The following is a 13,296-nucleotide window of genomic DNA, read 5'->3' on the forward strand; positions in this document are numbered from 1 at the left end:
CGATTATGAGCCTGCTCACCTGGAACAACGGACAATATTTGCTGGACGGACAGCCTTACCGGATTGTATCGGGAGCGATTCATTACTTTCGAGTTGTGCCTGAATACTGGAAAGACCGGCTGCTGAAATTGAAAGCCTGCGGATTTAATACCGTAGAGACCTACATCGCCTGGAATATGCATGAACCTAAGGAAGGGGAGTTCGTATTTGATGGCATGGCCGATGTTGTCTCTTTTATCGAACTGGCTGAAGAGGTTGGGCTTCATGTGATTGTCAGACCGAGTCCATTCATTTGTGCGGAATGGGAGTTCGGAGGCCTGCCGGGCTGGCTGCTGGCTTACGGGGAAATTCAGCTTCGCTGCTGTGACCCTCTTTATTTAAGTAAAGTGGATCGGTATTACGATGAGCTAATTCCTCGGCTGGTTCCGCTGCTCTCCACATATGGTGGGCCGATTCTGGCCGTCCAGGTAGAGAATGAATATGGAAGTTATGGAAATTACAGTAACTACTTGAGATATATGCGTAATGGATTGGTCAGCAGAGGGGTAGATGTGCTGCTCTTTACTTCCGACGGGCCAACGGATGAGATGTTGCTCGGCGGAACGTTGGAGGATGTGCATGCAACAGTCAATTTTGGTTCTAGTACAGAGGAGTCTTTCCGCAAATATAGGGAGTACCGCTCTGATGAACCTCTGATGGTGATGGAATATTGGAACGGCTGGTTCGATCACTGGATGGAGGACCATCATGTACGTGATGCCGAAGATGTAGCTGGCGTTCTGGATGATATCCTAACGCATGGCTCCTCACTAAATATGTACATGTTCCATGGCGGAACCAATTTTGGCTTCTATAATGGGGCGAATCATATCGTCGGCTACGAGCCGACGACTACAAGCTATGACTATGATGCTCCACTCACGGAATGGGGAGATACGACGGCAAAATTTGAAGCTGTCCGGTCGGTACTTGGCAAGCATGGATTTGCCCCGACTTGTTCACTCCCTGAGCCGATTCCGAAGATCTCCTATGGAAAAGTTGCCTTGACGGAAAGAGCGGAACTGTTCACAGCTTCCAATCTGGATAAGTTATCCGAACCGGTGAACAGTGTATTTGTTCAGCCGATGGAGAAGCTCGGACAATCCTATGGCTTTATAGTGTACAGTACTTTTGTAAAGGGACCGCGGTCCAGGCAGAAGCTTCACATCGAAGGCGTGCGGGATCGGGCGCAGGTCTTCCTAGATGGGCAGCTGCTTGGGGTAATTGAACGCTGGAATCCGCAGCCACTGGAAATTTCTATTCCTGCAGGGGGAGCGAAGCTGGATATTCTCGTCGAGAATATGGGTCGGATCAACTATGGACCGCTCATTCGTGATCCGAAAGGAATTCTGGACGGGGTTCGAATCGATAACCAACTGCAATATAACTGGACGATCCGTACACTTCCGTTAGAACCTGGAACGCTGGCTTCACTTGAGTACAAGGAGCAGACGGTGGAGAAGCAAGAAGCTGCGGCACTTTCGGGTTTGCCCGGATTCTACAGGGGCTGCTTTGATGTGGAGGAAATTGGCGATACTTTTCTACGGTTCGATGGATGGAATAAAGGGGTTGCCTGGATCAACGGCTTTAATCTGGGCCGCTACTGGAACGCAGGACCACAAAGGGCCCTATATATTCCCGGTCCATTGCTGCGCAAAGGGCGTAATGAACTTGTTCTTTTGGAGCTGCACGGCTGTGCGGAGACTTGCGAAATTGAACTTGTGAATCTTCCGGATCTGGGAAAAACTTCAGCTGTCGACGATGCCGTGCTGAATTTTGTACAGGAAGATATATTGTAGATATTTTTAGCTTTAACCTATTCTAAGATTGGGGTGAACAAATGCGAAAACCAAGTCTGTTTTTAGTATTAGTTCTCATTGTTGATCTTTTTTCTTCCTGTGCGGGAGTTTTTTATCACTCGGACAGCAGGGCATCTGCGGCTGCATCAAATCTTATGCTTAACGGAAGTTTTGAGAATTCAAAGACAACCATGGACTCCACCTGGACAGGGGTTACAGACTCTGCTCCGGTGGGCTGGAGCTTATGGGTACCTACTGGTAGCGGAAAAGGGACGAATAAAACTGCAAATATCAAGATAGACGCTGGCATTGCGCATGAAGGAACCCGGTCCATGCTATTCGATGCCTTTGCGACAAGCAGGATTTCCATCAATCAGGGGTTAACTTCGGTTATCCCTGGTAAATCCTACAGACTTAAAGTCTGGCTGAAGACGGACAATGTCACTGGGCAGGGAGCTTACTTTAGAACACAATATTACAATACTGCCAAAGTGGGAGATGGACCTTCCTCTCCTAAAATAACAGGCACACAGGACTGGAGTTTGCAGCAAGTACTTCTAACCATGCCGGCTAACGCGACGAAGCTTGTCATCGAGCCTTTTTTGGAGACTGGAAAAGGTGTCCGCTAAACATCTGATTCAAGGCGTTGGGCTTCGGAAATTCGATCCGAATCGGTCAGTGACCCGTGCGGAATTTACAGCCATGCTGACCCGTTTGCTGGGCCTTGAAGTAAAATCATCTACAGTATTTACGGATGTATCTGCGGATCAGTGGTATGCGGAGGAAGTGGCGCAGGCTGTAGAGGCGGGGATCGTCCATGGGGTGAGCGAGACTCGCTTCGCTCCAGAAGCCCTTATTTCCCGCCAAGAGATGGCGGTCATGGTGATGCGGGCCTACGAATATGTCAACGGGAAAAAGGTGGAATCAAAGCCTGTAATCCAATTCGGTGATTTGAGTACGGCTGCCTCATGGGCCCGTGAATCAATCATTACCGCCCAAGTCCTTGGACTCATCCAGGGCCGGAGTGACCGGAACTTCGATCCGGGAGGTTCAGCAACCCGAGCTGAAGGCGCAATGGTTCTGCATAATCTGCTTGAAATCAAGAATGAAAAGTAAGAGTTCGAAGCCAGGGCTTTGGGACGGTTCAGTAGAACCATTTCAGAGCCCTTTTGACAGTTATAGAAATCTCCGAAAGCCTACCGGTATGAATCTTTCTGTACAATGATTACTTCAATTGTAGTGATGTTTCATTTCTACTGCGTCTGTAAATAATGGGAAAGGAGAGGTAGGGGGTTGAGTGATGCAAGCACATCTGGATATTGTACTTCGTACAGTGGTAGCAATGATCATGCTGTTATTGATAGCTAAAATATTGGGTAAACAAACGATTTCTAATTTGACGTTTCATGATTTCGTAACAGGTATTATATTGGGATCGCTTGCGGCGAACTTGGCTTTTAATAAAGATCTACAATCATCATATATGATCGTGGCGCTTGTTGTTATTACAGCTACATCTTTTCTGCTATCAGTCATCGCTATAAAGAGTCGTAGAATGCGAAGCTGGATATCGGGTTCACCCACGGTACTTATCGAAAATGGGAAAATTCTTGAAAAAAATATGAAAAAGGTAAGGTATTCACTGGATTCCTTGGCACAGGCGCTGAGGGAAAAAGAAATTTTTAATTTAGAGGTAGTAGAGTACGCCGTATTAGAAGATAACGGAATGGTATCCGTCTTAAAGAAACAAGAGTATCAATATGTTACCCGAAAAGATTTGAAGCTTTCTTCGGTCTCTCAGAGCTTTCCCGTAGAGTTAATTATGGATGGCGTCCTCATTGAAGAAAATCTTGAGAATAATGGTCTGACCAAAGAATGGCTGGAGAATGAGTTAAGACGGAAGGGGAAACGGATCTCCGACGTATTTTACGGGGTAAGAGGTACGCAACAGCAGCTTGTATTTGATTATTATGAAGACAAGATAAACAAGCCTATTGATAAAGAATAGTGAATATTGATATTGGAGATTGACGGATCGCGGAAGACCGCTCTATAATGTTTGTATAATTATTAATTAGTTAATAAAAATATAAATGTTGAAGGGCGGTACTTATTTATGGCAAAGCGCGCAATACTTAACACAGACATTCGCAAAGGCACAATAAACAAAAATATTTATGGACATTTCTCTGAGCATCTAGGACGTTGTATTTATGAAGGTATTTGGGTTGGAGAAGATTCACCGATTCCTAACACTAATGGTATTCGTAATGATGTTGTGAAAGCGCTTAAAGAAATTCAGATTCCAGTGCTTCGCTGGCCGGGTGGATGTTTCGCGGATGAATATCATTGGAAAGATGGTATTGGTGATCGCGAAGCCCGTAAGCGGATGATCAATACGCATTGGGGCGGCACGGTTGAGAACAACCATTTTGGTACGCATGAATTCATGGAATTATGTGAGATGCTGGAATGTGAACCTTATATCAATGGTAATGTGGGAAGTGGTACGGTTCAAGAGATGTCCGAATGGGTGGAGTACTTAACCTTTGGCGGTGTTTCACCAATGTCTGAGCTTCGCCAGCAGAATGGACATCAAGAGCCTTGGAGTGTGACTTATTTTGGCGTTGGTAATGAGAACTGGGGCTGCGGCGGGAATATGCGTCCAGAATATTATGCAGATCTTTATCGCCAATATCAGACGTATGTACGTAATTACGGGGACAATCGTATTCACCGGATCGCTTGTGGTCCTAACGTGGATGATTATCACTGGATGGAAGTTTTAATGCGTGAAGCTACACGCTTTATGGACTCGATTACCCTTCATTATTATACGATTCCTGGTCCAGCATGGGAGAATAAAGGGGTAGCAACAGGCTTTGAAACTAGTGAATGGTTTAGCACCTTAGAAAAGGCACTTCGCATGGATGAGCTGATTACTAAGCATGGCGTTATTATGGATAAATATGACCCGGATAAACGAGTAGGCCTTATCGTTGACGAATGGGGAACTTGGTATGATGTTGAGCCGGGTACGAACCCAGGATTTCTATATCAGCAGAATTCGATTCGGGATGCCCTAGTAGCTGGTGTGACACTGAATATCTTCCATAAACACAGTGATCGGGTACGGATGGCAAATATTGCGCAGACCATTAACGTGCTTCAAGCGGTGATTTTAACTGAAGGTGAAAAAATGCTGCTAACGCCTACCTATCATGTATTCAATATGTTTAAAGTCCATCAGGATGCTGAGTTGTTGGATTTAGCAATCGATAGTGGAACTTACAGCTTTGAGGGCCGCGAGATTCCTGAAGTGTCTGCCTCAGCTTCTGTAACAGACGCTGGAATCATTCATGTCAGTCTTTGCAACTTGAATCACGCTGCCTCAGCTACTGTACCCCTAGAGCTAAGAGGTCTTTCCGGGCAGAAGGTTGAAGTGACCGGCACTACGCTCGTTGGTGACAAGATAGATGCTCATAATACATTTAGTCAGCCAGATGCAGTCGTACCGGAAGCTTTTACAGCCTTTACACTTGAAGGTGATCTTCTTAATGTAGAGCTGGCTCCAATGTCAGTAACTGTGCTGGAGATTACGCCAAAGGCATAAGGTGGTGTTATCATGTCAACAACATCTGCATGCAAGGGTTGTCGAGACGATTATAAGGTTACCGAAGCACAGATCGAGCGTATTTTGTCATCAAGCATGTTTAAGACAGAGCTTTGTGTTCCGGATGAAGTTTATGCTGAGCGAGTTGCTCTTTGCAGGACTTGTCCTAAGCTGCATGAGGGCGTGACTTGTGTTGCTTGTGGCTGCATTATTCCCGTTGTAGCTAAGCTTAAGGAACGCAGCTGTCCACTGCCCGGTGGCGGATTATGGGGATCCTTCATTTAACATGATATAAGGTAAAATAATAGCCGCATTCGACTCTCCAAGGAGAGATGAATGCGGCTTTATTAGTGAAATATAAGAAATTCACGCTATCGTTAATGTCTTATATTATTCAAGAAACGGTTATCCTCTTTAAGAGACGATAAGCGTTTCTTCTTAGGCATCTGTATAGAACAGCTCAACGATTAAATCGTCATTATAGTTGCCAAAGCCTTTGCCAAAAAGGGTAATGCCGCCAATATGCTCGGCATCCTCATCGACAGAAAGCTTGAAGGTCCACTGCTTGTTACGGATGTTCACTTGATCCAGTGTAACGTCAGAGAGTTTCAGACCATCCATAAATGTACCTTTAGGTGTTACGCGCAGTTGTTTAAGTAGGCCGTATTGGTTCGTGAGTGCTGGCCACCAAGCCGGTGTGTATTTGCCGCGTCTGTCTCCGTAATCACCGGGACTTGTCCAGAATCCGAGCTTCACTCCGTTCAGTGTGAAAGTGATATCGGAGGGCCAATTATTATTAATGGAGGGCGCTTCGGAAGCAATCTCCATCGTAATAATTAGTTCCTCTGGCTGTTGACTGGAGAGGAGAAAGTTAGGAATTTTATATTCGATATATCCTTTGCCGAACCAAAGAATACCAGCATTCATACGCTCGAGATCCCAGAAATAACGGGGGTCATCAAAGCTGCCAATCACTTGCTCCGTAGTTGCTAGACCGCAGGTAGGCTCAATCAGGAAGTCGGAATAATGTCCAACAGGAATTTCCTTGCGGTAGCTTTTGCGCTCATTGATTTGTCTGCCCGGAAAGGTGATTTCGGTACTTTCAGCAGCTAGTGTACAGATCTTTTGCAGACCACTTCGTCCAGGTGCCATATGTGTCTGGATTAGTCCTGCAGCTTCCAGCTTGCGGACATGCATAGTCATAATGGCGCTGCTCAAATTTACCGCTGCGGCCAATTCCTTGACATTCATAGGATTCTCGGCAAGCAAACGCAACAGATGTAGACGCACTGAGCTGGCTAAAGCTTCGTAGACGGGAAGAGATTCTTCCGACAGGTCAAGTTTCATAGATGGCCTCCTATTTTAAATTTATGGTTACGCGCTGATGATTAAGAAATTAAGTAGTTTATTAATAACAAAGGTCAAATTATCGTTTTTTTCAAGACGTATAGTTAATGATTATATTATTTAAATACTTGTTTTACAATACGAAAGGGAGAAAATTTCTGAAGGCTCTTTCATAATTGATAGCGTGATTCGAGAAAAAAAGAACGGAGCCTGAGGCTCCGCTCTCTTTTCAGATGATGATTCTCTTAATTTACATTCGAGTTATACTCTGTCAGTATTTCGTCTGATTTGAGTGCTCTGCTGTAAATCTTCAGTTCATCAATCATTCCCTTATAGGGTACATCCCAATAGTTTACGCCAAGAGCGAATACACCATTCTTATTTCTAAATACATTAGGAAAATCCTCGCCGGAAAATTTCTCAACTCCGTTGATATAAACCTTAACTGTACCGTTTTTGACTGTAAACGCTACATGTGTCCATTGTTTTTCTGGGATAGTCATACCTGTAAGAGCATCGTACCAAGCCTGACCTGACCACAACAGTGTTATACCATCACTGTTCTGTGGTACAAAACTGATCCAGCTATTTATCGAAGCAGCACCGAAGAAGGTTGTTGTTGCTTTTGTGAGCTGCTCAGGGTTGAGCCACATAGATACTGTGTAAGTATCACTGTCAATTAATCCATCAGGCAACCGGATACCCGAAACACCGTCAAATAGCGCTGCTTGATTAGAGATACCGTTACCGTAAGTGATGTTACCTATAGTGGGAGCTTCGATTTTAATTCCCGTAACCTGCCCAGTACCAACCAATTGGAGGGAGTCATCAAGGTTTCCATCAAAAGCAAAATAGGCTACTCTACCATCCGTAACTTTTACCTTATAATCAGCAGTAACACCACTTCCATCAGTCGCGGTGGCCGTAATCACTGCTTCGCCACCGACCGTAAGCGCTGTTACCGTTCCGCTTACAGCATCAACTGAAACTACGTTGGAGTCACTAGAACTCCAGGTTAGTTTCTTATTTCCGGCATGGGTAGGCAGTACTTTTACTTGAGGTGTAAAGCTATTTCCTAATTCCAGTGCTTTTTCAGGCTCCGTTATGGTTATCGTACTTATTTTAACATTACTGTCGGGCTGACCGTGTACTAGCAAGTCTACAGCTTCTGCGGAAAGTGCACTTTCGTAGATCCGCAGGCTATCGATCAAACCTTTGTATGGGATATCCCAATAGTTTACACCTAGGGAGAACACTGCATCCTCGCTATCAAAAACATCCGTAAATCCTTTTCCTGTGGACTTCAATTCTCCGTTAACATACAGTTTCACAGCTCCAGCATCGTAAGTGAAAGCTATGTGGGACCATTGGTTAACTGGAATTTGCATGCCTGCTTCTGCATCATGGAAGGTTTGGCTACCAAACCACATCCGAGTTGTAGCTCCGCCGTTTCCATAAGGCAAGAGGCTGATCCAATTGGTATCTGTTGTAGCACCAAAGAAAGCAGTGGTGAATTGCGTCAATTCTTGTGGGTTAAGCCACATGCCTATTGTATAGGTGTTGCCTTTAATCAAACCGTTCGGTAGACGAACACCGGAGTTACCGTCGAATTTGGCTGCAAGGCCTTCTTCACCCGTATCGTAGGTGATGTTACCACCCGTATTGTTAATCCGATTGCCGGTAATTGTACCCTTATCAGTACGATCTCCGTTCTCTGAAAGATCTCCTTCAAAATCATACGCGGCCACCAAACCGTCTTCCAGCATATTGCCGGTCAGTTCCATTACAACGATAGTAAAGGTCTTCGTTGCAGTAGATTCACCCAGTGTAATCGTAGCAGTAAGCTCAACCGTTGCATTTCCGAGTCCTTTTTCTGGACGAGTAACTGAACCATCGTTTTCTACTACGTCTGTATTGGAAGATGACCATGTAATAACTGTTCCTCTTACGGCCTCAGTTGGGAGTGTAAGATCCTTGTATACTTTACTTGTGTTGCCCAAGCTTAAACTATCTTTAATATTGGATACAATTTGTTCAGTGCTGAGCAGTTCAATTTGGCTGCCCCAGACAGTAACGCCCTTGTTGGACATTGCTGTGAAAGTCATAACATTGCTTTGGCGGGAGGAATCCCATTGCTTCACAAATACACCTTTGTAGAGATTTTGTACGGCAGCTCCGTTTTCAGTTTCATTGAGCAGTAGGTCAGCGTAATAATCGCCTTTTAGCTCCCAAGTACCTGTTACAGATCCTGTAATGGTGCCATCACTGCGCAGTTCGATATCTGTTGTAGATTTGATTTTAGCGGAAGTGTCTTTCCCGTGATTCACGAACTGATAGGCTCCAACAACATCTTCCTGCTTAACAGCTGTGATAGTTTCACCTGTGTAACGGTGAGCGGAAGTGACTGGCCAGCCGTCTTCATTCGTGAACATTTGATGCACACGAAGCTCATGTGTTTCACCGCGCTGCGGGAAACGAGTATGGAAGAAGTTAAAGATTTTACCGGTCTCTTCGTCGTAATTCACTGAATTATGACCTGATGCTACATAACCGTAGGTTTGGAAGTCAGGGTCGCTATTCAAATTTGTGAACATGAAGTTTCCGAGGACTTTGTTGCCGACCGCTGAATGGTCATTGCTCGTTGTGAGCACTGCACTTTGTCCGGCAGCATCCACATAAGGGCCGTCCGGATTCGTTGATCGGAACTGACGCATGTTGTAACCACCGTCGGATGCCAGTCCTCCATAAGTCACATACAAATAGTAATAACCGGTATTCTTATCATAAGCGATATAAGGTCCTTCACCTGATTTGGTCATCCCGCCGGAAATATGGGTTCCGAAATAGCGGTCAATTAAACGTCCATCAGCAGTTTTGCTATCTTTGCCTGGATATTTAGGCTCGCCGGTAGCTGGATCGATTTCCAGAATAAATATGCCGCCTGACCATGATCCATAAGTCATCCATAGCTTGCCATCTTTATCGTAGAACAAGGTAGGGTCAATCGCGTTTGTATATGTTTTATTCTTATAAGAGCCGCCTGCATCAAACCAATCGGGGTTGAAACCTTCTAATGTTCCGTTATCAATAAGCTTCTGAATATTAGTGTTTGTCCATTTTTTATTGATTTTGCTGTTAGTATCGTAATCCTCGTCCTTGGTGAAACCGGAATAGATTACGGTATTCCCATAGGTGTAAGGACCCTCGATATTTTGCGAAGTGGCAAAGCCAATCGCTGAGCGGATGTAAGTGGAAGAAGCACTGTAATACATCATATAAGCGCCAGTTGTTCCGTCTGCATTCTTATAATCCTCATTATAGAAAACGTCCGGAGCCCATATGGAGAACCCGTCTTTACTGTCAGAATCGTTTTCTCCAGCCCATTTAAAGGATTCTGCCAGATTCGCGGAAAGATCACCAAAGAGTACGTTGCCCGGTGTTGTATAGCCGTTTGTGAAATGAGTCCAGTTCATCAAATCGTTTGATTTGGCTGCATCGATGTGAGACCCGAACACATAATACGTACCTTTGTCTACGACTACGGAGGGATCATGTACTGAAACATTGGTGAGTGTTGGTGCCGTAGCTCCCGGTGTAGGTGTTGCTGTCGGAGATGGTGTAGTAACTGCGCCGCCGTCCGATCCGCCAGAACCTGATCCACCTGTACCTATGGTTGCCGTAGCTGTCGGAGTAGGCGTTTCAAATTTGATTAGGTGGCTGAATCTACTGTCAAAGCCAACTTTCCCGGTACCTTGGATAGTAATCCTATCGTTTATGCCAAGGATGAGATTCTTGATTTCTGTACTTGCCTCTACACGCAGCTTAGCTAATTGCTTCAGTGTAACTTCAGCAATACTGCCTGCAGCTAGATGTAATGTAGGCACTCCCAACGCTTGTACCTCGGCGGAATCAAAGTTCCCTCTTAACGTGATGATTGAATCGTTCGGGAGCGTATTCTCGATAATAACCCGGCCGAAGCCTGCGCCCGTTAAAGTACTATCTTCCTCAAGCGTTACACCGGAATGTACACGTACACTCGGTATGACACTCGATCCTTTAGTAACGATGCGGAGTTTGCCGTTACGCTTATCTACGACCATGTCGGCAACATTAGAATTGTTGAATACAATACTATTCTCTCCGCCGCCGAACACGTATACTTTTCCTTTTACAGTGATGTTATTCAGCGTAATGTCGCCTTCTGCAATACCTTCGGTAAGGTACAGGTTTCCGGAGATAGTGGAGTTGTTCAATTCAACACCCGGGCTACTGATAACCATATTCTGAGTGGTAATCCCTGTATAGCTCCCGCTCTTTGAAGTGATTTCCCCGGCTAACTTTTCAATCATACGAAGAGCTTCTGCTCTTGTTACAGCCTTTGCGCCTTTAAAACTGCCGTCACTATAACCATTCAAATAACCTTCACCAAATAAAGATAATACAGCTTCTTGGCTCCAAGAAGGTAAATCTTCAATATCTTTCGGAGCAGAGGTATTCGCGGAAGCATTAAGCTGGAATAGTCTGTGCAGCATTACTGCGGCTTCTTGACGACTTACTACCTGTTGGGGTCGGAAGGAACCGTCGTCATATCCTGATACATATCCTGCAGCTACTGCTTTCTGGATATCCTTGTAATGTGAGCCCGCTTCCAACACATCCGTGAAGCTGATTTCGGATTTTTCCTGCAAATTAAAGACCCGGTTAATTAATGTGACCCATTCCGCACGGGTGATCTCCTGGTTCGGTTTGTATATTCCTTTGCCATAGCCTGAAATTAAACCCTTATCTACCCAGGATTGAAAATCCTTCTGTGCCCAGTGACCCATATAATCGACAGTCTGTTGTTGCGTGGATTGTACGGTGGCTTTTGAATCGCTTGCAGAAGCCGCTGAAATAAGTGGTGCAGGTACTAGCAGAGTGAGTGCAAGAAGTGAAGCGGTAAGTTTACGAGTTGTTTTCCTCAAATTCATGATCCTCCGATTCTAGTGATTAGAAATTGCGGTGGTGCAGAAAAAAATGTGAAACGCTTACAATACAACTACTAAAAAAACGTTTCTCACAAATAGAAATGGATTTGTTTTACGTTTATACAAACCATAGTGTGGAAAACGTTTCATATTGATCTCATTTTAAGCATGATATTAGCATATAGTCAAATAGAAATTTACGTAAAGATAAATCTTTTTATATTTTTATTAACGAAAGGTTGTCGAATATAGAGAGTAGATGTAGTACTTTAGAGGAGCGTTGGAGTTTTACAAATTGTGAATAAGAGGGGAAGGTGAATAAGAAATTGATAGGTGATAGGCTTGGTGAATATTGCATTGTAGGTAGGGGGGAGCTAATGAAGAATAATACAAATTAGTTGTTCGCCCCCATGAAAGAACCAACCTTGTTACGTGTATGCACTAGGAGATTTTAAAGATAATACAATTTGAACATGATGTCTTGATCATGATTTCCGAATTTTTTCCCGAAAATGGTTGCGCCTCCGACATGCTTGGCATCTTCCTTCACTTCGATCCGGAAGGTCCATCGGTCACAAGTTGTATCTAAATCCTCGATTGAAACGGAAGACAATGGGTCACCGTCAATGTAGGTTCCATTGTGATTGGTAATTCTGATCGTTTTTAGTAATCCATATTGGTTAATATTGTGCGGCCACCAATCTGGTGTGAATTTTCCTCTAGCATCCGCAAAATCCCCAGGGCTCGTCCAAGTCCCTAATTCCAAGCCATTCAAGGAAAAGGTGATGTCTGAAGGCCATACATCATTAGCAAACGGAAATTCGGAAGATAGCTCCAAGCTAATTTCAAATTGCTGCAAGGTTTCCTCTTTTTTTAGAAAGTTGGCAATATTGTATTGAACATAGCCTTGAGTAAACCATAGGATCTCAGCGTCAACTCTTTTGGAATCCATGAAATACTTAGGTTCGTCAACTCTGCCGATAAACTCTTTTTCTGTAGCAAGTCCGCATGTAGGTTTCAGATCATAATCCGTATAATGACCAATCGGCACGGATGTCTCGTAGGAGGCAAAGGAGTGGAAGATCTTCTTTGGGAAGTTAATCTCAATATGATCCACTCTTAGAATCGAGATTTTTTGCATCCCTGATTTACCAGGAACCTTTTCGGTTTTTATGAGTCCTGCGTCTTCTAGTTTTTTGATGTGTTTTGTTACGATAGGACTGCTTATTTTAAGTTCTTCTGCCAAATCTTTGATGTTCATCTTATTTTTGGAGAGCAACTGAATGATTTTTATGCGTACTTCACTTGCCAAGGCTTCGTAAACAACGAGAGAGGACTTGTCTATTTCCAATTGCATTTCATCCACTTCTTTCAAAGTTATTTCATATACTGTAAAGTTTATTAATCTATATATAAAGTAACACGAAAGATAACCGAAGTAAATAAAGTATCGCTTACATCTCGTAGTAATGAACTAAAAGGTTAATTAAGTTTAAAAAAAATCTCTTAAGTTTATTTAAAAGTTATTGAC

General features: G+C 44.1%; 9 protein-coding genes. 6 read left to right on the forward strand and 3 right to left on the reverse strand.

Annotated elements, in window-relative coordinates:
• The first annotated feature begins 5 nt into the window (after positions 1–5).
• From ACDZ28_RS16740 to ACDZ28_RS16765, 6 genes are all read left to right on the forward strand, one after another.
• Positions 6–1,838 carry a beta-galactosidase family protein gene (locus ACDZ28_RS16740; RefSeq protein WP_375105256.1) on the forward strand — a complete coding sequence of 611 codons (1,833 nt, stop codon included), beginning with the start codon at positions 6–8 and terminating at the stop codon, positions 1,836–1,838.
• A 41-nt stretch (positions 1,839–1,879) separates the two neighbouring features.
• Positions 1,880–2,467, forward strand: a complete 588-nt coding sequence (locus ACDZ28_RS16745) for a carbohydrate binding domain-containing protein (protein ID WP_375105257.1) — start codon at positions 1,880–1,882, stop codon at positions 2,465–2,467.
• Positions 2,457–2,954 carry an S-layer homology domain-containing protein gene (locus ACDZ28_RS16750; RefSeq protein ID WP_375105258.1) on the forward strand — a complete coding sequence of 166 codons (498 nt, stop codon included), beginning with the start codon at positions 2,457–2,459 and terminating at the stop codon, positions 2,952–2,954. The genes ACDZ28_RS16745 and ACDZ28_RS16750 overlap by 11 nt, the downstream gene beginning before the upstream one ends.
• A 184-nt stretch (positions 2,955–3,138) precedes the next feature.
• A complete protein-coding gene (locus ACDZ28_RS16755) occupies positions 3,139–3,846 on the forward strand; it encodes a DUF421 domain-containing protein (protein WP_042125430.1) in 708 nt (235 codons plus the stop codon).
• 108 nt (positions 3,847–3,954) lie between these two features.
• Positions 3,955–5,451, forward strand: coding sequence for an alpha-N-arabinofuranosidase (locus tag ACDZ28_RS16760; protein ID WP_375105259.1), 1,497 nt, complete (start codon positions 3,955–3,957; stop codon positions 5,449–5,451).
• Between the two features lie 12 nt (positions 5,452–5,463).
• Entirely contained in the window at positions 5,464–5,736 is a 273-nt protein-coding gene (locus tag ACDZ28_RS16765; RefSeq protein WP_076121014.1) for a DUF6171 family protein, read from the forward strand.
• 153 nt (positions 5,737–5,889) lie between these two features.
• Here the strand turns inward: ACDZ28_RS16765 and ACDZ28_RS16770 are convergent, their stop codons facing one another.
• The 3 genes from ACDZ28_RS16770 to ACDZ28_RS16780 all read right to left on the reverse strand — a co-directional run bounded on the left by ACDZ28_RS16770 (position 5,890) and on the right by ACDZ28_RS16780 (position 13,122).
• Positions 5,890–6,798: a transcriptional regulator gene (locus ACDZ28_RS16770; RefSeq protein WP_042125436.1), complete on the reverse strand. Its 909-nt coding sequence runs from the start codon at positions 6,796–6,798 to the stop codon at positions 5,890–5,892.
• A 245-nt stretch (positions 6,799–7,043) separates the two neighbouring features.
• A complete protein-coding gene (locus ACDZ28_RS16775; protein WP_375105260.1) occupies positions 7,044–11,762 on the reverse strand; it encodes a LamG-like jellyroll fold domain-containing protein in 4,719 nt (1,572 codons plus the stop codon).
• Between the two features lie 454 nt (positions 11,763–12,216).
• Positions 12,217–13,122, reverse strand: a complete 906-nt coding sequence (locus tag ACDZ28_RS16780; protein WP_042125437.1) for a transcriptional regulator — start codon at positions 13,120–13,122, stop codon at positions 12,217–12,219.
• Between the last annotated feature and the right edge of the window lie 174 nt (positions 13,123–13,296).

Source organism: Paenibacillus sp. RS8 (genome assembly GCF_041956825.1).
Taxonomy (GTDB): domain Bacteria; phylum Bacillota; class Bacilli; order Paenibacillales; family Paenibacillaceae; genus Paenibacillus_AQ.